The 19074-nt window shown below is 65.5% G+C and carries 22 protein-coding genes; 10 read left to right on the forward strand and 12 right to left on the reverse strand.

All coding sequences use genetic code 11. The annotated features are described in order from the left end of the window. Positions 1–62: 62 nt before the first annotated feature. The 8 genes from IM701_RS14865 to IM701_RS14900 form a co-directional block, all read right to left on the reverse strand. Positions 63–572 carry a demethoxyubiquinone hydroxylase family protein gene (locus IM701_RS14865; RefSeq protein ID WP_039337828.1) on the reverse strand — a complete coding sequence of 170 codons (510 nt, stop codon included), beginning with the start codon at positions 570–572 and terminating at the stop codon, positions 63–65. Between the two features lies 1 nt (position 573). Continuing rightward, positions 574–1056, reverse strand: a complete 483-nt coding sequence (locus IM701_RS14870; RefSeq protein ID WP_193827351.1) for a disulfide bond formation protein B — start codon at positions 1054–1056, stop codon at positions 574–576. Positions 1057–1069: 13 nt separating this feature from the next. Continuing rightward, entirely contained in the window at positions 1070–2413 is a 1344-nt protein-coding gene (locus IM701_RS14875; RefSeq protein ID WP_193827352.1) for a S41 family peptidase, read from the reverse strand. 137 nt (positions 2414–2550) lie between these two features. Beyond that, positions 2551–3765 (reverse strand): murein hydrolase activator EnvC, encoded by a 1215-nt coding sequence (locus IM701_RS14880; protein WP_193827353.1) that lies wholly within the window; start codon positions 3763–3765, stop codon positions 2551–2553. 7 nt (positions 3766–3772) lie between these two features. After that, a complete protein-coding gene (locus IM701_RS14885; protein ID WP_193827354.1) occupies positions 3773–4198 on the reverse strand; it encodes a 23S rRNA (pseudouridine(1915)-N(3))-methyltransferase RlmH in 426 nt (141 codons plus the stop codon). A 174-nt stretch (positions 4199–4372) separates the two neighbouring features. Continuing rightward, positions 4373–4765, reverse strand: coding sequence for a ribosome silencing factor (gene rsfS / locus IM701_RS14890; protein ID WP_039337819.1), 393 nt, complete (start codon positions 4763–4765; stop codon positions 4373–4375). 109 nt (positions 4766–4874) lie between these two features. Next, a complete protein-coding gene (locus IM701_RS14895) occupies positions 4875–5579 on the reverse strand; it encodes a nicotinate-nucleotide adenylyltransferase (RefSeq protein WP_230487729.1) in 705 nt (234 codons plus the stop codon). Beyond that, a complete protein-coding gene (locus IM701_RS14900; protein WP_193827355.1) occupies positions 5543–6820 on the reverse strand; it encodes a glutamate-5-semialdehyde dehydrogenase in 1278 nt (425 codons plus the stop codon). The genes IM701_RS14895 and IM701_RS14900 overlap by 37 nt, the downstream gene beginning before the upstream one ends. Before the next feature lie 346 nt (positions 6821–7166). On the opposite strand from IM701_RS14900, the gene IM701_RS14905 reads away from it, so the two are divergent. The 3 genes from IM701_RS14905 to IM701_RS14915 all read left to right on the forward strand — a co-directional run bounded on the left by IM701_RS14905 (position 7167) and on the right by IM701_RS14915 (position 9450). Beyond that, entirely contained in the window at positions 7167–8258 is a 1092-nt protein-coding gene (locus IM701_RS14905) for a M23 family metallopeptidase (protein ID WP_193828478.1), read from the forward strand. Between the two features lie 7 nt (positions 8259–8265). Then, the gene (locus tag IM701_RS14910; protein ID WP_193827356.1) at positions 8266–8616 is read left to right on the forward strand and encodes a polymer-forming cytoskeletal protein; all 351 of its coding nucleotides are present in this window, start codon (positions 8266–8268) and stop codon (positions 8614–8616) included. A gap of 129 nt (positions 8617–8745) precedes the next feature. Beyond that, complete coding sequence (locus tag IM701_RS14915) at positions 8746–9450, forward strand: DUF1013 domain-containing protein (protein ID WP_039337814.1); 705 nt, start codon at positions 8746–8748, stop codon at positions 9448–9450. Between the two features lie 189 nt (positions 9451–9639). On the opposite strand, the gene IM701_RS14920 is transcribed toward IM701_RS14915, so the two are convergent. Next, the gene (locus tag IM701_RS14920) at positions 9640–10638 is read right to left on the reverse strand and encodes an NAD(P)H-quinone oxidoreductase (RefSeq protein WP_193827357.1); all 999 of its coding nucleotides are present in this window, start codon (positions 10636–10638) and stop codon (positions 9640–9642) included. Between the two features lie 74 nt (positions 10639–10712). On the opposite strand from IM701_RS14920, the gene IM701_RS14925 reads away from it, so the two are divergent. Together IM701_RS14925 and clpA are read left to right on the forward strand one after the other, a co-directional pair. Continuing rightward, positions 10713–10949: a DUF1192 family protein gene (locus tag IM701_RS14925; protein ID WP_370584333.1), complete on the forward strand. Its 237-nt coding sequence runs from the start codon at positions 10713–10715 to the stop codon at positions 10947–10949. Positions 10950–11117: 168 nt separating this feature from the next. Then, positions 11118–13481, forward strand: a complete 2364-nt coding sequence (gene clpA / locus IM701_RS14930) for an ATP-dependent Clp protease ATP-binding subunit ClpA (protein WP_193827358.1) — start codon at positions 11118–11120, stop codon at positions 13479–13481. Positions 13482–13544: 63 nt separating this feature from the next. Here the strand turns inward: clpA and IM701_RS14935 are convergent, their stop codons facing one another. Continuing rightward, entirely contained in the window at positions 13545–14060 is a 516-nt protein-coding gene (locus tag IM701_RS14935) for an EF-hand domain-containing protein (protein ID WP_082013320.1), read from the reverse strand. A 136-nt stretch (positions 14061–14196) separates the two neighbouring features. Here IM701_RS14935 and IM701_RS14940 point away from each other — a divergent pair, with 136 nt between their 5' ends. The 5 genes from IM701_RS14940 to IM701_RS14960 all read left to right on the forward strand — a co-directional run bounded on the left by IM701_RS14940 (position 14197) and on the right by IM701_RS14960 (position 18238). After that, complete coding sequence (locus IM701_RS14940) at positions 14197–15213, forward strand: ligase-associated DNA damage response exonuclease (protein WP_193827359.1); 1017 nt, start codon at positions 14197–14199, stop codon at positions 15211–15213. Next, positions 15213–16808 (forward strand): cisplatin damage response ATP-dependent DNA ligase, encoded by a 1596-nt coding sequence (locus tag IM701_RS14945; RefSeq protein WP_193827360.1) that lies wholly within the window; start codon positions 15213–15215, stop codon positions 16806–16808. The genes IM701_RS14940 and IM701_RS14945 overlap by 1 nt, the downstream gene beginning before the upstream one ends. Positions 16809–16867: 59 nt before the next feature. Then, the gene (locus IM701_RS14950) at positions 16868–17056 is read left to right on the forward strand and encodes a hypothetical protein (RefSeq protein WP_193827361.1); all 189 of its coding nucleotides are present in this window, start codon (positions 16868–16870) and stop codon (positions 17054–17056) included. 99 nt (positions 17057–17155) lie between these two features. Next, entirely contained in the window at positions 17156–17551 is a 396-nt protein-coding gene (locus tag IM701_RS14955) for a group II truncated hemoglobin (RefSeq protein WP_193827362.1), read from the forward strand. A gap of 48 nt (positions 17552–17599) precedes the next feature. Further along, the gene (locus tag IM701_RS14960) at positions 17600–18238 is read left to right on the forward strand and encodes a YoaK family protein (RefSeq protein WP_193827363.1); all 639 of its coding nucleotides are present in this window, start codon (positions 17600–17602) and stop codon (positions 18236–18238) included. Here the strand turns inward: IM701_RS14960 and IM701_RS14965 are convergent. Together IM701_RS14965 and IM701_RS14970 are read right to left on the reverse strand one after the other, a co-directional pair. Further along, entirely contained in the window at positions 18235–18519 is a 285-nt protein-coding gene (locus IM701_RS14965) for a DUF167 domain-containing protein (RefSeq protein ID WP_193827364.1), read from the reverse strand. The two genes, IM701_RS14960 and IM701_RS14965, sit on opposite strands and share 4 nt — an antisense overlap. Next, positions 18500–19063: a gamma carbonic anhydrase family protein gene (locus IM701_RS14970; protein ID WP_039333376.1), complete on the reverse strand. Its 564-nt coding sequence runs from the start codon at positions 19061–19063 to the stop codon at positions 18500–18502. The genes IM701_RS14965 and IM701_RS14970 overlap by 20 nt, the downstream gene beginning before the upstream one ends. Between the last annotated feature and the right edge of the window lie 11 nt (positions 19064–19074).

Raw genomic sequence — 19074 nt, forward strand, 5'->3', positions numbered from 1 at the left:
CCCCGATATAGGGCGCGCTGCCTGTGAATGGTAGATGAAGGCGCGCAGTTCCCTGCGCTGGATCAAATCCGCTTGGAAAGCGCGATGGCGGCGCGGCAGCCGAGGCGGATGGCGTGGAACAGCACGGGATAGGCAGGCGCCTTTTCTGCGCCAGCCGCCAGCGCGGCATCGCGATGCTCGCGCTCGTCATCGCGGAATTCGCGGATCATCGCGGCGAGTTCCGGGTCCTCGTCGCCCAGTTCCTCAAGCTGTTCGGTGTAGTGCCGGTCAATCTCGGTCTCGATCGCGGCGGTGCAGGCCATGGCGGCTTCGGGGCCGATCAGGGCGGTTGCGGCGCCGAGAGCAAAGCCTGCTGCCGACCATACCGGCTGGAGCGCAGTCGGTCGCACGCCGCGCTGGGCGATCAGGGCATCGAACTTCGCGCGGTGCCCGGCTTCCTGCTCGGCCATTGCGGCGATTTCCGCCGAATGCGGGGCGCGGTTGCCCATGACGGCAAGCTGGCCTGCGTAGATCCGCGTTGCGCCGAATTCGCCGGCCTGATCGACGCGCAGCATTTCGGCGAATTTGGTCATCTCACGCTCCCTTGCGGCTTTTGCCGAGCAGCGCGAATACAAGGATCGCGCCTGCAACTGAGATCAGGAAGTTGAACCCGGCGAGGCTGATTCCGAACATGGACCAAGGTGCCACGTCACAGCGCACGACCGGGGCATTCATGATCGCATCCAAAGGATTGCCGCCGCCCGCGACGGTGGAACAGGCGGTGACGCCTTCCCACCAGCCGTATTCGACACCGGCATGGAAGCCGCCGATCAGGCCGGAAATGCCGATGGCCGTGGCGGCGAGCGTCACCGCAAGATCGCCGGAGCCCTTCCCTTTCATCGTCAGCGCCAGGAGCGCCAGCACGATGGCGGCGATGTGCGGGTAGCGCTGCCACCAGCACATCTGGCACGGGTAGAGCCCGAACACGTATTGCGAGATCAGCGCCCCGCCCATCAGCGCGGCGGGCACGATCAGGGCAAGCGCGTAGGCGGCGTTACGGGACTGCTGCGAGGTCATGCCGCGAGCTCTATTAGCGCTTCATCTTTGCTGCAAGCGCCGCGCTCGGCTGGGTCCGATTGAGGGTCTGCACGGCGTAGTACAGCTGGAAATCCTTGATGTCCTTTGCCTTCAGTTCCTCGGGCGTCATCTTGAAGCGCGGGTCCTCGATCTTGTCTTTCTCGAGGTCCTTGTCCTCAAGCTTGATCTCGTTGATCAGGTGGCCGCGCAGGTCGCTCTCGCGGTAGGAGCGCAGCTGGCGCTTGCGCAGGTCGGGGTCGGAGATCTGCGGCACGGTGATGTCCGGATCGATGCCGCCTTCCTGCACGCTGCGGCCCGAAGGCGTGTAATAGCGCGCAGTGGTGAGCTTGACCGCAGTATCGCGGGTGAGCGGGATCAGCGTCTGCACGCTGCCCTTGCCGAAGCTGCGCTGGCCCATGACCACGGCGCGGTGCTGATCCTGCAGGGCCCCTGCAACGATTTCCGAAGCCGATGCCGAGCCTTCGTCGATCAGCACGATCATCGACACGCCCTTGGCGATATCGCCCTTGGTGTCGATCTCCGCCGGATAGACCTCGGTATCGCGGGCGTAGCGGCCACGCTGCGAGACAATCGTGCCCTTGTCGAGGAACAGGTCCGACAGGGCGACGGCCTCATCCAGCAAGCCGCCGGGGTTGCCGCGCAGGTCGAGCACCAGGCCGGTGACCTTGCCGCCGGTCTTCACCTTGGCTTCGTTCCAGGCGCGCTGCACCGACGCACCGACATCGGCGCTGAAGCTGGACACCGAAATGACCGCGACACTGCCCTTCATCGCGAGTTCGACGGGCTTGAGTTCGATGATCTTGCGCGTGATCGTGACGTCGAATGGTTCGTCGCGGCCGGGGCGGAAGACGCTGAGCTTGATCTGCGTACCCGGCACCCCGCGCATCTGATCGACCGCTTCGTCGAGCGAGCCGCCGTAGATCAGCTTGCCATCGAGATGGGTGATGAAGTCGCCCGCCTTGATGCCGGCGAGGTCTGCCGGGCTGCCCTTGGTCGGCGCGATGACCTTGACCGCGCCATCATCCATGGTGACCGACAGGCCGAGGCCACCGTAGGAGCCTTCGGTCTGCGTGCGCAGGTTCTCGAAATCGCGGGCATCGAGGTAGGCGCTGTGTGGATCGAGCGTGGCGAGCATGCCGTCGATCGCGCCCTTGAGCAGCTTGTCATCATCGACCGGCTCGACATAGCTCGACTTGATCCGTTCGTAGACGGCCATCAGCTTGCCGAATTCGGGGCCGGACTTGGCGTCGACCGCGGCAAGGCCGGTGGTCGCCACCGGGATCAGCGCCACGGCGGTAACAAGCGCAGTGGCGCGCAGCAGGGGGGCGAACTTCATGTGCCCAAAGGCCTTTCGCGAAGAGGCAAGCATTGCAGGCGATCCTATAACCGGCGCTGAATTAACACCAGATGAGGTTTTGGGACAGGGTGAGCCCGTTTCGTCGACGAACGGCGGATTTGCTTCGACCAGCGTCGTCAGCCGCGCAGATCGAGCGGATTGACCGGCGTGCCATCGCGGCGAAGCTCGACGGTGAGCACCGGGCGACCCGGCCCGGCGACTCCCAGAGGCGAGCCTTGCACGACCTTGTCGCCGACGCGCGCGGCCACGCGACCGAGATTGGTGACGAGCGTGGTCCAGCCGCCGGAATGTTCGACGATGACGATGGTGCCATAGCCGCGATAGGGCCCGGCAAAGGCAACGCGGCCATCGGCAGGGGAAATGACTTGCGCACCGCCAGCAGGCGCGAGCGCGACCCCGGTGGTCAGGCCCGTGGGCGATTGCGCGCCGAAGCCCGAGACCAGACGGCCCGAGACCGGCATGATCCAGGCGAGCTTCGGCGTGGAGGTGGCCAGCAGCGGCGGGGGCGCGTCCAGAACCTTGAGCACCTCGCCCGGACGCGCTGGCGGCAGCACCGGGCCGGGCAGCGCGGCAAGCTGCTGGCGCAAGGCACCGTCGGCCTCGAGCCTGCCCATCAGGCCGGACAGGTCGCGTGTCTGTTCGGCCAAGGCCAGCGCGCGATCGGATTCCTGCGCGGCAACGCCCTGCGCCGCGCGCGATGCGAGCCGCTGGCGACTTTCGAGGGCGGCAAGTTCGGTGCGGCGGGCGCCGAGGGACTTTTCGCCTTCGCGCAACTGCTGCGCAGCAAGGCGCGCTTCGTCCTGCAGCTTGCGACCGCGCACGATTTCGGCACGCAGCGAAGCGGTGCGTCTCTGCACTTCGGGGAGCATGGTCTCCATCACCGCGCGCAGGTGGATGGTGTCACGCACCGAATCGGCGCGGACGAGACTGAAGGCAAGCGGGCGGCGGGCCATCATCTGCAGTGCCGCTGTCAGCCGCACGACCGGTTCCTGCCGCTCGGCCATGCGACTGCGCAAGGTTTCGCGCTGACGGTCAATCAGCACGATCTTCGCCTGCGCCAGCTGGATCTCTGCCTCGGACTGCTGGATGCGCGCAGCGACAGCGGCGGCTTCGCGCGCAGTGCGGTCTGCCTCGGCGGTCGCCTTTTGTGCGGCCTGTTCGAGCTGTTCGGCGCGGCTGCGCGATTGCGCCAGTGCCTGCCCGGCGCGACGCAGCACATCTCCCGCCTCACCGGCATCGGCATAGGGCGTGGCCTGCTGTGCCGTTACCTGCCAGCCGAGGGCCCCAATGAGGAGTAAGCAAGCAAAAACAAAGGCAAGGCGTGACGTCATGGCGCCACTATCCTTCGCGGTGGTAAGGATGGCCCGCGAGAATGCTGGTCGCCCGCCACAGCTGTTCGGCCAGCATGGCGCGCGCCATCATGTGGGGCCAGGTGGCCTTGCCGAACGCGATCAGCAGGTCGGCGGAATCGCGCAAAGGGTCATCATGACCGTCAGCCGCTCCGATCAGGAACCGCGTTTCGCGCACGCCATCGTCACGCCACCGGCCAAGGATCGCGGCGAATTCGCTGGAGGTCAGCTGCTTGCCGCGTTCATCGAGCGCGACGGTGCGTGACGGTGTCTGCGATGGGGCAGGAACGGTGCCGCCCCGGTCGGGCAGTTCGGTGACCTTCCAGCCCCACGAGATCCGCTTGGCATAACGCTCGACGAGCTCAGCCTCGGGCGAACGACCGATCTTTCCGCGGGCGATGACGTGGAGCAGCATGGGACCGGTCTAGCCGGGAATGGGCTGCGTGAGAATCCCCAGAACCAAAACAAGAGCGGCACCAGACCGCTTCCCCGGCCCGATCATCTTACCAGGTAGGCTCTGAGTGGTCGGGCCGGGGGAGTGGGCTGGTGCCGCAAGCCCTTGGCGGATGCCAAGGGCGCACGTCACGAATCACGCCGCGCCGGCGTCTCCGAAGGCCCACATGCGTTCGAGGTTGTAGAACGTGCGCACTTCCGGGCGGAAGAGGTGGACGACCACGTCGCCCGCATCGATCAGCACCCAGTCCGCCGCCGGAAGCCCTTCGATCCGCACGTGGCCGAAGCCGCCATGCTTGATGCGCTCGGCCAGCTTCTGTGCCATCGCCGCGACCTGACGGGTCGAGCGGCCCGAAGCGATCACCATGTAATCGGCAACGGAGCTCTTGCCCTCGAGCGGGATGGAAACCACCTCCTGCGCCTGATCGTCGTCAAGCGACTGCAGCACGAGATCGTGCAGCGCGGCGGGGGTGTAGGGTGTCTTCGGAGCGGTGCCGGCATTGGCCGACAGCGGTTGTACGCTGGTCATGATGCGCGAAATGGCCTCCGTGGCTCAAGAGTCAAGGGATAACGGTTGGAACGCGCAAGAGTTTCTATGTCCCGCACCATGGCGGAACATGGATCAAGGTGTTGCGCGGTCAGGATTTTCCTCGCTTGATAAGGCCCGGAGAGACCGGGCGATGCGTTACGACATCGCGCATGGCCGCTGGTGCGTAGCGGCGGGACCAATCCGGATCGTGGGCGCGAATCGCGCTGGCAGACCGATGGTCAGGATCGAAGCGAAGAATGGTCAGCGCCGGAGCGCTCCGCATTGCGCCGGAGACGAACTGTCCGGGCCGCTGGCGCCAGCGGCGCAGCCAGGCCATGGCAGGACTTGCCAAGGCAGCCGAATCATAACCCGGACGCGCAATCACCGCAATCGGCATCTCGCGCGCGATCTGCCGCCAGTGCTTCCACTTATGAAACTGCGCGAGATTGTCCGCTCCCATCAGCCACACGAAACGGCGTCTGGGATAGCGGCGCTTGATGGCACGCAGGGTGTCGACGGTGAAACGGGTGCCGAGTTCCCGCTCGATCGCGGTGGCGCGGATCGGGGCATTCCGGCTCTGCCGGCGGGCCGAGGCCAGCCGCGCTTCGAGCGGAGCCATGCCGTGGGCCGGCTTGAGCACATTGCCGGGAGAGACCAGCCACCACACCTCGTCAAGCCCCAGCGCCTGAACCGCAAAGAGCGTGACGCGGCGGTGGCCGCCGTGGGCGGGGTTGAAGCTGCCGCCGAACAGGCCGGTCAGGGGCGCAGCGGGATTCCTCAGGGTCTCACTTGTCCCGAGCCACGGACCAGCCACTTGTAGGTGGTGAGGCCTTCGAGCGCGACCGGGCCGCGTGCATGGAGGCGGCCGGTGGCGATGCCGATTTCTGCGCCGAGGCCGAATTCGCCACCATCGGCAAACTGGCTGGAGGCATTGTGCATCACGATGGCGCTGTCGACTTCGGTCAGGAAGCGGTCGGCCACGGCCTGATCCTCGGTGACGATGGCATCGGTATGGCCCGAGGCGTGGGCAGCGACATGTGCCAGCGCTTCGTCGAGGCCGTCGACCACGGCCACCGACAGGATCGCATCGAGATATTCGGTATCCCAGTCGTTGGCGGCGACGGGCACGATGCGCGGATCAATGGCGCGGGCGCGGGCATCGCCGCGCAGCTCGCATCCGGCATCGAGCAGCGGTTCGACAAGGCCGTGCGGATCGGGATAGGTCGCATCGATCAGCAGGGTTTCCATCGCCCCGCAGATGCCGGTGCGGCGCATCTTGGCGTTGAGCACGATAGCCTTTGCCATCGCCGGATCGGCAGCGGCATGAACAAACGTGTGGTTGATGCCATCAAGGTGGGCAAGGACCGGCACGCGGGCATCGGCCTGCACACGGGCGACGAGGCTCTTGCCACCGCGCGGCACGATCATGTCGATCAGGCCAGCGGCGGCAAGCATCGTACCGACGGCGGCACGGTCCTGCGTGGGCATGAGCTGGACAGCATCGGCGGGCACGCCGCCTTCGACCAGCCCGGCGACCAGCGCCTTGTGGATCGCGCGGTTGGAGTGGACCGCTTCCGATCCGCCACGCAGGATCGTGGCGTTGCCGGAGCGGACGCAGAGCGCGGCGGCGTCGGCGGTCACGTTCGGGCGGCTTTCATAGATAATGCCGATCACGCCGACGGGAATGCGCACACGTTGCAGCACCATGCCGTTGGGGCGCGCGGCTTCTGAAATGACTTCGCCGACAGGATCGGCCAGACTGGCGACCTGTTCCACCGCATCGGCGATTCCGGCGAGACGTTCGGGCGTGAGCTTCAGGCGATCGAGCATCGCGCTGGTGAGGCCATTCGCTGCGCCGTTGGCCATGTCCTGCTCGTTCGCGGCGAGGATTTCAGTCTCGGCGGCGCGCAAGGCAGAGGCGGCAAGCTTGAGCGCACGCTCCTTGGCTGGCGAATCCATGCGTGCCAACAGGCCCTGCGCCGTGCGGGCGGCGCGGGCGAGGCCTTCGACCAGATCGGTCACGGATTCGGGCTGCTGTGCGGGCTGGCTGGACATGGGGCAGCGCACTAGCACCGGGATTGCCGCGTGTCATCCGGATGGAAGCGAGAAGGGCGAGTCGAAGCCTTTCAAGGCGTGAATTGTGCGCCTGCTTACACCACTGCAAACGATTCATCGGGGGACTCACACGACTCGGCGCGTCTGGCCCGATTCGGATTCGCCAGCCGGGAACCCGATGGCTAGTCCGCGCCGCGACGGGATCTGAATTAACCAAACCAAGCAGAAAAACGACGGGGGTCGCCTGCCTGTGCCATCGATAAAGCCTGCCCGCTTTGCGGCTGCGCCAGCTGTGGCCAATGCGGTTGCACGCGTTCGCAGCTGGTTTCCCGAGCGCGAGTTCTTCATGCGCTCGCAGGGTCAGGTCCGCTTCATCCGCATCTCCTCGCGCCTGCAGATGACAATAGCCGGTGGCATCGCTGCGGCCGTATTGCTGTGGCTGGTGGTCATGGCGGTGACGTTGTTCTCGCAGTTCACGGCCGCGCGCGATCATGCCGCGCTGCTGGAACGCGAAGCGGCGGTGGCATCGGCAGAAAGCCGGGTGGCGAAGTATCGCGGCGGGCTGGAAGGTGTGGCGGACGACCTCGATCGCCGTCAGGACTTCATCGAGAAGGCGATCGAAGGCACGATCGGCGAACTGCCCAGGGACCTGCCGCAAGGCACGGTGTCCGACAGCAGCGGCGAAGCGCAGAAGACCGTGCGCAAGATCTCGATGGAATTGCCCGAGGCAAAGCGCCTCGCCGAAATCGAAGCGCGCCAGCTGGCCTTCATCGAGCGACTGACGCGTTATGCCGATGCGCGTTCGGCGCAGGCTGAAACCGCGATCCGCCGTGTCGGGCTGAACCCGGCGATGCTGCGCGCTGCCTCGCGCGAAGGGCAGGGCGGCCCGCTGATCCGTCTTTTTACCGAAAACGACCAGTCGGTCGACCCGCGCTTTGCCCGCCTTGGCGCCAGCCTCGAACGCATGGCCGCGCTGGAAAAGGGGCTACGGCGTATTCCCAACACGCTGCCGGCCAGCCTCGAGTTCATCTCGAGCGGGTTCGGCTATCGCTCCGACCCGTTCACCGGCGGCGCGGCGTTTCATGCCGGGCTGGATTTCCGCGGGCCCGTGGGCGCGCCGATCTATGCGGCGGCGGCGGGCACGGTCAGCTTCGTCGGGCAGAAGCAGGGCTATGGCAACGTCGTCGAGGTCAGCCACGGCAACGGGCTGATGACCCGCTACGCCCACATGTCGCGCACGGTCGCGCGCATTGGCCAGAAGGTCGACGCTGGTGCGGAAATCGGCAAGATCGGCAACACCGGGCGCTCGACCGGCCCCCATCTCCACTTCGAAGTGCGGATCAACGACCGTCCGGTCAACCCGCGCCCCTTCCTTGAGGCAAACAGGCATGTTCAGGAAATCCGCGCCGGAAGCGCCGCGCACAACATCGGGGAGTAACACGACCATGGCCGCTACATTCTCCGTGCTTGGTGCCGATCTCGCTGTGAAGGGTGATCTTTCGGCGACTGCTGACCTGCACATCGACGGCAGCGTAGAAGGTGACATCACTTGCGCCGCGCTCGTGCAGGGCGAGAAGAGCACTGTCACCGGCGCGATCAAGGCGCGGTCGGCGCGGCTTTCGGGCACGGTCCATGGCTCGATCGAAGCGGGAGAACTGGTGATCCTCAAGACCGCCCGCATCCACGGCGATGTCAGCTATGATGCGCTGACGATCGAACAGGGCGCGCAGGTCGATGGCAGGTTCGCCCATCGGGTTCACGCTGGGGAGGAGCCGTCTCTGACGCTCGTCAGCTAAGGTTCCCAAACAAAAACTTGCCGATTCGCCATTCCCGGCTTACATCGGCGAGGTTCAAGGCCGCTCCGCGAGGGGCGGCCCTTATTGTATCCGCGTTTTGCGGGACCGCTTTTTTTCGGGAGATTGTCCGTGAGCAACCAGCCCACGTATCCGCTGATGCCGCACGCCACTGCGTCCTGGCTCGTCGACAACACCGCGCTGACCTTCGAGCAGATCGCCGAGTTCTGCGGCCTTCACATCCTTGAAGTGCAGGCCATGGCCGACGACCTGGCCGGGCAGAAGTACACCGGGCGCGATCCGATCCATTCGGGCGAATTGAACCAGGCCGAGATCGACAAGGGCCAGGCCAATCCCGAATACAAGCTGAAGATGCAGCGTGCCCCGCTGGCCGTCAGCCGCACCAAGGGCCCGCGCTATACCCCGGTTTCGAAGCGTCAGGACAAGCCCGATGGCATCGCCTGGATCCTGCGCAACCATCCCGAAGTTTCCGACGCGCAGATCGGCAAGCTGATCGGCACGACGCGCACGACAATCGCCGCGATCCGCGATCGCAGCCACTGGAACATCGGCAACATCAACCCGAAGGACCCGGTCACGCTGGGCCTGTGTTCGCAGCGCGAACTCGATTCGCTGGTCGCCAAGGCCGCGAAGAAGGCTGGCATCGAGGACAACGGCGAAGCCGCGCTGCGCCTTGGCACCGACCGTGAAGCGCTGATCGAGGAACTGCGCGCCGAGCGTCAGGCCTCGGCCAAGGCCGCATCGGAAGCCGCGCAGGAAGCCGAAGCGGCAGCATGGCTTGCCGCGCGCCGCGCCGAGGGCATTTCCGACAGCTGAGGTCCGGCTGGATCCGACACGAAAAGGGGCCGCCCTTGCGAAGGGGCGGCCTTTTTGTTGGCTGTCGTCAATGCCCACCCCCAGCCCCTCCCGCCTGCGGGAGGGGAGTCAGGGCTGTGCTTTATCCCCCCTCCCGCAGGCGGGAGGGGTTGGGGGTGGGCATCGCACGCAGTGCGATTTCCCGCGCGCTCAGACCGCCAGCACGATCTTGCCGATGTGGCTGCCCTGTTCCATGCGGGCGTGGGCGGCCGAAGCCTCGGCCAGGGGAAAGGTCCGGTCCATGATAGGGCGCAGTTCGCCGGTGGCGACGAGCGGCCAAACCGTTTCGCGGATTTCGGACGCAAGCGCCGCCTTGAAGACCTTTGAACGCGGACGCAGCGTTGAGCCGGTGAGCGTGAGGCGGCGGCGCATGACTTCAGCCATGTTGAGTTCCGCCTTCACCCCGCCCTGCACCGCTATTGTCACATGGCGGCCATCATCGGCGAGGCACTTGAGATTGCGCGCCACGTAATCACCCGCAACCATATCGAGCACCATGTCGACCCCGCGGCCTTCCGTGATGCGCTTGACCTCTTCCACGAAGTCGCTCGCCTTGTAGTCGATCGCATGGGCCGCGCCGATCTCGAGCGCCTGGTGGCACTTCTCTGGGCCGCCCGCAGTGACGATTACCGTTACGCCGAACAGCTTGCCGAGCAGGACCGCCATCGAGCCGATGCCACTGGTGCCGCCGTGAACGAGGATCGTCTCGCCCGGTGCCGCCATGCCGCGTTCGAAGACATTGTGCCAGACAGTGAACAGGGTTTCCGGAATCGCCGCAGCCTCTGCCATGGAAAGGCCGGTTGGCACCTGGAGACACTGCGCGGCTTCGGCGATGCAGTACTCGGCGTAGCCGCCACCCGCCACCAGCGCGCAGACCATCGTGCCGGTGAAAGGCCAGGTCACCCCTTCGCCCATCGCGACGACCTGCCCCGACACTTCGAGGCCCGGCAGGGGCGAGGCATCGGGCGGCGGGGGATAGAAGCCCTGGCGCTGGATGACATCGGGGCGATTCACGCCCGCAAAGGCCACCTTGACCAGCACCTGCCCCGGTCCCGGCACCGGAACCGGGACGCTTTCCGGTCGCAGGACTTCAGGCCCGCCGGGCGCGTCCCAGCCAATTGCCGTCATTGTTGCAGGAATGCCGCTCATCCGCCGCTGTTGCCCCTGTGAATACCAATTTGCCTCTGGCTAGCCATGCAAGGCGTTGACAGCAAGGCATTGCAATGCCCAAACTGCCCGGAATGGACCATGATGAGCGCCCTCGCCCGAAAGGGGACCTGGCCAGCCAGCTGGCAACCGAAGTGCTCGACCCCTATTCGCACGATGAACTGAACGAGCGCATTCGCCTGCTCGAACTCGAGATCATGCGCACCGTCGCCCATCGCGACAAGGCGAGCGCCCATCGCGCGGCGGCAGAAGCGCTGTTTCGAACGCCTCCCCCTACTGGCGAAGCCGGATGAATGCGCGCGCCCTTCCCTTTGCCGAAGGGCGTTACCATATCTCGCGATATACGGGTGTCTTTCAGGCATCTGTTCTCACCCTCACACGTGGTTTAGCCCGGGTTAATAACGCGTGTGCACTCTCCATGTCGGAGAACCCACCGGCGCAAGCCAGAAAGTAGCCGCAACATGCCCAGTTTCGCCCAGAGTCTCGAGAAAACGCTGCACACCGCGCTCGCCAATGCGTCCGAGCGCAGCCACGAGTACGCGACTCTCGAGCATCTCCTGCTGGCCCTGATCGACGATCCGGACGCGGCGCAGGTCATGCAGGCTTGCGGCGTGGACCTTGGGGATCTTGGCGACGTGGTGCGCCAGTACCTCGATCAGGAATACCAGTCGCTCAAGACCCAGGAAAAGGCCGATCCGCAGCCGACCGCCGGGTTCCAGCGGGTGATCCAGCGCGCCATCCTTCACGTGCAGTCCTCGGGCAAGGACACCGTGACGGGCGCCAACGTGCTGGTCGCACTGTTCTCCGAGCGCGATTCCTACGCTGTCTATTTCCTGCAGCAGCAGGACATGAGCCGCCTCGATGCGGTCAGCTTCATCAGCCACGGCATTGGCAAGGGCGGCCGCCAGGTCGAAGGTCGCACGCCCAAGGGCGCCGAGGAAGAGGCTCCGAAGCAGCAGGAAGAGAAGGCCGACGCCAAGGGCCAGAAGAAGGAAACCGCGCTCGACCAGTTCTGCGTCAACCTCAACGAGAAGGCGCTGAACGGCAAGGTCGATCCGCTGATCGGGCGCGGCCCGGAAGTGGACCGTACCATCCAGATCCTGTGCCGCCGCTCCAAGAACAACCCGCTTTACGTGGGCGATCCGGGCGTGGGCAAGACGGCGATTGCCGAGGGCCTCGCGCGCAAGATCGTCGAAGGCGAAGTGCCCGAAGTGCTGTCCGAAGCGGTCATCTACTCGCTCGACATGGGCAGCCTGCTCGCGGGCACGCGCTATCGCGGCGACTTCGAGGAACGCCTCAAGCAGGTCGTCTCGGAACTCGAGAAGATGCCTCACGCGGTGCTGTTCATCGACGAGATCCACACCGTGATCGGCGCTGGCGCCACCAGCGGCGGGGCGATGGATGCCTCAAACCTCCTGAAACCTGCGCTTTCGGGCGGGACGATCCGTTGCATCGGCTCGACCACGTACAAGGAGTTCCGCAACCACTTCGAGAAGGACCGTGCCCTGCTGCGCCGGTTCCAGAAGATCGACGTGAACGAGCCGACCGTCGAGGACACCATCAAGATCCTTCGGGGCCTCCGCACCGCGTTCGAGGAGCACCACAAGGTCAAGTACACGCCGGACGCGATCAAGACCGCGGTCGAGCTTTCGGCGCGATACATCAATGACCGCAAGCTGCCCGACAAGGCGATCGACGTGATCGACGAGGTGGGCGCGATGCAGATGCTGGTGCCGCCGAACAAGCGCAAGAAGACGATCACCGCCCGCGAGATCGAGCAGGTCATCGCGACGATGGCGCGCATCCCGCCCAAGTCGGTCAGCAGCGACGACAAGAAGGTGCTCGAACATCTCGAGCGCGATCTCAAGCGTCTGGTCTTCGGGCAGGACAAGGCGATCGAGGTGCTGTCCTCGGCCATGAAGCTGAGCCGCGCCGGCCTGCGCGATGCGGACAAGCCGATCGGCTCGTTCCTGTTCTCGGGTCCCACTGGCGTGGGCAAGACCGAAGTTGCCCGCAGCCTCGCCCAGATCATGGGCATTCCGCTGCAGCGCTTCGACATGTCGGAATACATGGAGCGGCATTCGGTTTCGCGCCTGATCGGCGCGCCTCCGGGCTATGTCGGCTTCGATCAGGGCGGATTGCTCACCGATGCGATCGACCAGCAGCCGCACTGCGTCCTGCTGCTCGACGAAATCGAGAAGGCCCACCCCGACCTGTTCAACATCCTGCTGCAGGTGATGGACAATGGCCGCCTGACCGACCACCACGGCAAGACGGTGGACTTCCGCAATGTGGTCCTGATCATGACCACCAATGCGGGCGCTTCGGACATGGCGCGGCAGGGCATCGGCTTTGGCGACGTGTCGAAGGCCGATGCGGGTGACGAGGCGGTGAAGAAGATGTTCACGCCTGAATTCCGCAACCGTCTCGATGCGATCGTGCCGTTCGGTTACCTGCCGCCCGAAGTCGTCAGCCGCGTGGTCGACAAGTTCGTGCTGCAGCTCGAACTGCAGCTGGCCGAACAGAACGTCCACATCCAGTTCGATGCCGACGCGCGCAGCTGGCTGGCGAAGAAGGGCTACGACAAGCTCTACGGCGCAAGGCCCATGGCCCGCCTGATCCAGGAGAAGGTCAAGAAGCCACTCGCCGAGGAACTGCTGTTCGGCAAGCTGGCCAATGGCGGCGAAGTCCACGTCAGCCTGAAGGAGGACGCGCTGTCCTTTGAACTGACGCCAGCCGCGCCAAAGCTGGTCAAGAAGAAGGCCAGGAAGGGCAAGGCGGGAAGCGCGGCGACCGAAGAGCCGAGTGCGGACGAAGCCGAATAGGCTCCAGAGCTGTGCACGAGCAGAGGGGCGGCATCGCGAGGTGCCGCCCCTTCTCGATCATCCTTATGGCGCCCGAGGCGGCGCGGGATGAGGGGCATCCCATTCGGCGCGGCTCACCATGCCATCGCCATTCCTGTCGATCATCGAAAATCGGGCGTTGTTGAAGGCCATCCATTCGGACAGGGTCAGCTTGCCGTCACCATCGGCATCGGCGACGGCCAGCAGGTCCCGCGGAGTCAGGCCGTCGATCTCGGCCAGCATGGCAGAGCCCGCGCGGAGTTGGTCGACGTCGAGATTGCCGTTCTGTTTCAGGTCCATCATCTCGAACAGGGTCTGCGCCCCTTGTGCATACTCCGCGCTGGATATCGCCCCATCGCGCGCGGCATCGAGCCGGTCGAAGCTGGCGAGCGGATTGGCCGAGGGCGGCACCGCTGTAACCGGCGGCTCGGCCCCGGCAATCGCCGGGATCGACGCTGTCGGCGAGACATCCGGTCCGGTTTCCTTCTCCTTTCCGTCGCACCCTGCCAAGAGCACAGCGGCGCATAGTGGTGCGAGGAGCAATGTGCTTTTGCGGAGCATGGCCAGTCTCCCGGATCGTCTGTTTGAGGGCGGGCGAAAGCTAACCCGGTGACCTGAACCTCGCCTGTCCCGCGCGCGCAATCCTGTGGCGATGGTTCATCTGGAACGAATCCCGTGAGCCCGCCATTGTTCCGGCATGGCAGCGGCATTTTCGTGGATCAGGGCAGAGCCGATGGGCATCCACGTCGCTCCAGCGGATGTGTGGATCGATCCGGCACGGCCAGTCGATACCGCCCTGGTCACGCATGGGCATGCCGATCATGCACGGGGTGGTCACGGGCGGACAGTGGCGACGCCCGAAACGCTGGCGATCATGCAGCTGCGCTATGGTGTCGAAGCGGATAGCGCGGTCCGGGCGGCGCCTGTTGCCTATGGCGAGACGATCAGCCTTCCCGGAGGGGTGCGCGCAACTTTCGTGCCGGCGGGACATGTCCTTGGCTCTGCGCAGATCCTGCTCGAGCGCGCCGGCGAGCGGGTGATCGTGACCGGCGACTACAAGCGCCGTGCCGATCCCACCTGTCCGCCCTTCGAAGTGACGCCCTGCGACGTGTTCATCACCGAAGCCACGTTCGGACTGCCGGTGTTCCGCCATCCGCCGATTGCCGAGGAAATGGCCAAGCTGCTCAGTGCCCGCGAGAACGATCAAGGGCGCTGCGTGCTTGTCGGCGCCTATGCCCTGGGCAAGGCGCAGCGGGTGATTGCCGAACTGCGCGCGGCGGGATTTCACGACACGATCTGGCTCCACGGCGCGATGGAGCGGATGTGCCGGCTGTATGAGGACCACGGCGTCGATCTTGGCGATCTCAAGGCCGTGGCAGGGGTGCCCAAGGCGGCGCTGGCCAACGGCATCGTGATCTGCCCGCCGTCTGCCTTGAACGACCGCTGGAGCCGCCGCCTGCCTGACCCTGTCACCGCCATGGCTTCGGGCTGGATGCGGGTGCGGCAGCGGGCGCGGCAACGCAATGTAGAGCTGCCGCTGATCATCTCCGACCACGCTGACTGGGACGAACTGACCCAGACCATCGCGCAAGTGAATCCGGCCGAGACCTGGATCACCCACGGACGCGAGGAAGCGCTGCTGCGCTGGTGCGAACTGACGCAGCGCAAGGCGCGGGCCCTCGCGCTGGTCGGCTACGAGGACGAGGACGACTGATGGAGCGCTTTGCCGCCCTGCTCGACGCGCTCGTCCTCACGCCATCGCGCAATGCCAAGCTGGCGCTGCTGGCCGACTACATGCGCGAGACACCCGATCCAGACCGCGGCTGGGCGCTGGCCGCGCTGACCGATGGGCTGGACTTCCCCGCAGTCAAGGCCGGGCTGATCCGCTCGCTGATGGCCGAGCGGGTGGACCCCGTGTTGTGGACGTTGAGCCGCGATTACGTTGGCGACACCGCCGAGACGGCCAGCCTGCTCTGGCCGGAACCATTGGGAGATCGGCTGCCTCCGCCTTCCGTAGCGGAGGTAGTAGAAACCCTGCACGCAACCACACGTACCACCGCGCCGGGCGTACTTACCGATCTGCTCGACCGTCTTGACGTCAACGGTCGCTATGCCCTGCTGAAGCTTGCCACCGGTGCGATGCGCATCGGCATTTCGGCGCGGCTCGCCAAGGTCGCGTTCGCACAGGCGTTCAGCGTGAGCGTCGAGGATGTGGAGGAGTACTGGCACGGACAGGCGCCCCCTTACCTGCCCCTGTTCGATTGGGCCGCCAACGGAACTGCGCCTCCGCGCACCGACCTGCTCCCGTTGTTCCGGCCGTTCATGCTGGCACACCCGCTCGAAGCGGAAAGCCTTGAGCTGTCGGAGTTCGCAGCCGAGTGGAAATGGGACGGCATTCGCGTGCAGATCGTCCACGTCGCCGGCGAGACGCGCGTCTATTCGCGCAGTGGCGACGACATTTCCGGCACATTCCCGGAAGTGACGGCAGCGCTTTCCACGCCCTGCGTGCTCGATGGCGAACTGCTGGTGCGCGGGGTGCATCAGGGTGGCGAGAGTGGTGGCGCGGCGAGCTTCAACGCGCTGCAGCAGCGCTTGGGGCGCAAGACCGTGTCGAAGGCTATGCTCAGCGACTATCCCGCCTTCGTACGTCTTTATGACCTGCTGATCGAGGATGGCGAAGACTTGCGCGAATGGGCTTGGGAGCAGCGCCGCGCTCGTCTGGAAGCCCTGGTGCCGAAGCTCGACCAGGGCCGCTTCGATATCTCGCAGGTGATCGAGGCACGGGACTTCGCCGAGCTTGCCGAAGTGCGCGCCCGCGCCCGGGACGAGGCGATCGAGGGAGTCATGCTCAAGCGGCGCGACAGCCCTTACGTCGCCGGGCGGCGGACCGGGCTGTGGTACAAGTGGAAGCGCGATCCGCTGCTGATCGATTGCGTGCTGATGTATGCGCAGCGCGGGAGCGGCAAGCGATCGTCGTTCTATTCGGACTATACCTTCGGCTGCTGGAACGGCGACCCCGACGAGGGCGCGGAACTTCTACCCGTGGGCAAGGCCTACTTCGGGTTCACCGACGATGAACTGAAATGGCTCGACCGCTACGTGCGGCAGCATACCGTGGCGAAGTTCGGCCCGGTGCGCGAAACCGACAAGTCGCTGGTATTCGAAGTCGCCTTTGACTCGGTCCACGCCAGCAAGCGGCACAAGTCGGGCGTCGCCATGCGCTTCCCGCGCATCAGCCGCATCCGCAGCGACAAGCCCGCGCATGAAGCGGACCGGCTCGAGACGCTGAAGGGCCTGATCGCGGATTGAGCTTGCGGAACCTAGTCACTTGCCTGCCGTTTCCTGAAAAACGTCTGGGAGAGAAAAGAATGGCAAACGTGTTGCTCGCCGCTCCGGCCTATGCGCTAGGGCGACTCGCCTGGACGTCGCTCCGCACCGGCAGTGAATGGACCCGCTATCGCCAGTGGGATGCGGTGGCGACCAACTGGGCGATCGGGGCAGTCCTTGGCGGAATGGCCGCAGGACTGGCGGCCAAGGCACTCCCCCATCGCAACTGAAGCGCCAAGGGATTGTCCAGTTGATTGACGGCGGTCAATGTTGTCGGCGCAGGTTGGGGGCACAAGCAAGGCTCCAGATCCCTGTTCCGGAGCAATCCCTTGGCTACCCAGGCCCCCGCGACAAGTCCTTATGAGCGCCTTGGCGGCATCGAAACGCTGCGCCGCATCACCGACCGTTTCTATGACCTGATGGAAACCGATCCTGCGTTTGCAGAACTGCGCGCCATGCATGCGCCGGACCTTGCGCCGATGCGCGAATCCTTGCCGGGCTTTCTGGCGGGCTGGAGCGGCGGTCCACGCGACTGGTTCGAGGCGCATCCGGGCAAGTGCATGATGTCGATGCACAAGCCCTTCCCGATCACGCGCGACACGGCAAAGCAATGGGCCGACTGCATGGCGCGGGCGATCGCCGATGTTGCCCCGGAGGACCGCGAAATTGCCGTCGGGCTCAGCGAAGTCCTTGGCCAGATGGCCCGAGGCATGGCGCGCGACTGATTCCCCCGTTGATTCCCTTCGGCGCAAACACGCGCTAGAAGGCGCAGCGTGATCCTCAACGACCGCCAGCGCCGGACATTCGCCATGGCTCTTGCCGCAATGGCCGGGTTTGTGGACTCGGTCGGGTTTCTTTCGGCGCAGGCCTACTTCGTCTCCTTCATGTCGGGCAATACGACACGGCTTGGCGTTGCGATTGGCACTGCCCCGCAAGATGCGATAGTTCCGGCCCTGTTGATCGGCGGCTTCATCGCTGGCGTGACGGGTGGCGCGCTCGTTTCCGAGCGTGCGGGGTCGATGCGCAAACCCGCCGTGCTGGCGCTGGTGACCGCGCTACTGGTGATCGGCGCATTGGCCCGCGCTGCCGGGATCGGAACGCTCATGATGGCGGCGCTGGTGTTGGCGATGGGTGCGCTGAACAACACTTTCCAGCGCGATGGCGAAGTAACTGTCGGCCTGACCTACATGACCGGCGCCCTGGTCAAGCTCGGCATTGGCCTGGCACGCCGCATCACGGGTAAAGGCGATGGCCGATGGGCGTCATGGGCGCAGCTCTGGCTTGGCCTGCTGGGCGGTGCCGTGCTCGGCGCTTTCCTGCAGGATCGCCTGCCGATGGGATGCCTGTGGATCGCCAGCGTCTGGAGCGCGGCGATGGTCGTCGTTGCGTTCAGGGTACCTTCTGAAAGTTAGACTGGCGGAATCCTGAACAACTTCTCCCGAGAAGTTGCGCCGCGCAACATTTCTACCTTGGACGGCGCAACACCCAGCGCCCTTGCCAGAAGTTCGCCGACCGCTGCCGTCGCCTTGCCATCCTCGGGCTTGGCGCGGACTTTCACGGCAACGCGCCCCTGCTCGATCTCGATGCCCTCGCTGCGCGCGCCCGGCGTCACGCGCACCGCCAGACGCCCCTCGGCATCGACCAGCGCGCGCAAGGCCGCTGGCGGTGGCAGGTCAGCCTTCGGTCGTGCCAAGCACCGCCGCCTTGTGCGCCTGACCGTTGCGGACGTAGTGCTGCACGCCGCGCTGCATATCGGCGATGGCCGCATCGTCGAGGTCGCGCATGTACTTGGCGGGACGGCCGCCCCACAACTGCCGCGACAACACGCGCTTGCCACCTGTCAGCATCGCGCCTGCTGCGAGCATGCCGTCGCTTTCGATATGGGCATCGCTCATCACGATCGCGCCCAGGCCGACGAAACCGCGATCCTCGATGACGCAGCCGTGGACCATGGCCAGATGACCGACCAATACGTCCTCGCCAATGATCGTCGGAAAGCCATCGGGCTTGGTGGGCGCGGGGCTGTCGACGTGGATGACGCTGCCATCCTGAATGTTGGTCCGCGCGCCGATGCGGATGAAATTGACGTCGCCGCGCAGGACGCAGTTGTACCAGATGGAAACGTCCGGCCCGATCTCGACATCGCCGATGATCCGGCAGCCGGGCGCAATGAAGGCGCTCTCGTGGATGCGCGGGGTCTTGCCGTTGAGCGGGACGATCGAAACGTCGGGATACATCATCTGGTCCT

Source organism: Novosphingobium sp. ES2-1 (assembly GCF_015169775.1).
GTDB lineage: Bacteria > Pseudomonadota > Alphaproteobacteria > Sphingomonadales > Sphingomonadaceae > Novosphingobium > Novosphingobium subterraneum.

Coding starts and splice junctions, on each gene's coding strand:
- rsfS (WP_039337819.1), bottom strand. CDS start 4,765: ATGACCAGCGTACAACCGCTGTCGGCCAATGCCGGCACCGCTCCGAAG.
- IM701_RS14950 (WP_193827361.1), top strand. CDS start 16,868: ATGGCAAACGTGTTGCTCGCCGCTCCGGCCTATGCGCTAGGGCGACTC.
- IM701_RS14905 (WP_193828478.1), top strand. CDS start 7,167: ATGCGCTCGCAGGGTCAGGTCCGCTTCATCCGCATCTCCTCGCGCCTG.
- IM701_RS14910 (WP_193827356.1), top strand. CDS start 8,266: ATGGCCGCTACATTCTCCGTGCTTGGTGCCGATCTCGCTGTGAAGGGT.
- clpA (WP_193827358.1), top strand. CDS start 11,118: ATGCCCAGTTTCGCCCAGAGTCTCGAGAAAACGCTGCACACCGCGCTC.
- IM701_RS14865 (WP_039337828.1), bottom strand. CDS start 572: ATGACCAAATTCGCCGAAATGCTGCGCGTCGATCAGGCCGGCGAATTC.
- IM701_RS14970 (WP_039333376.1), bottom strand. CDS start 19,063: ATGTATCCCGACGTTTCGATCGTCCCGCTCAACGGCAAGACCCCGCGC.
- IM701_RS14875 (WP_193827352.1), bottom strand. CDS start 2,413: ATGAAGTTCGCCCCCCTGCTGCGCGCCACTGCGCTTGTTACCGCCGTG.
- IM701_RS14940 (WP_193827359.1), top strand. CDS start 14,197: ATGGCAGCGGCATTTTCGTGGATCAGGGCAGAGCCGATGGGCATCCAC.
- IM701_RS14885 (WP_193827354.1), bottom strand. CDS start 4,198: ATGCTGCTCCACGTCATCGCCCGCGGAAAGATCGGTCGTTCGCCCGAG.
- IM701_RS14920 (WP_193827357.1), bottom strand. CDS start 10,638: ATGAGCGGCATTCCTGCAACAATGACGGCAATTGGCTGGGACGCGCCC.
- IM701_RS14925 (WP_370584333.1), top strand. CDS start 10,713: ATGCCCAAACTGCCCGGAATGGACCATGATGAGCGCCCTCGCCCGAAA.
- IM701_RS14880 (WP_193827353.1), bottom strand. CDS start 3,765: ATGACGTCACGCCTTGCCTTTGTTTTTGCTTGCTTACTCCTCATTGGG.
- IM701_RS14945 (WP_193827360.1), top strand. CDS start 15,213: ATGGAGCGCTTTGCCGCCCTGCTCGACGCGCTCGTCCTCACGCCATCG.
- IM701_RS14935 (WP_082013320.1), bottom strand. CDS start 14,060: ATGCTCCGCAAAAGCACATTGCTCCTCGCACCACTATGCGCCGCTGTG.
- IM701_RS14870 (WP_193827351.1), bottom strand. CDS start 1,056: ATGACCTCGCAGCAGTCCCGTAACGCCGCCTACGCGCTTGCCCTGATC.
- IM701_RS14900 (WP_193827355.1), bottom strand. CDS start 6,820: ATGTCCAGCCAGCCCGCACAGCAGCCCGAATCCGTGACCGATCTGGTC.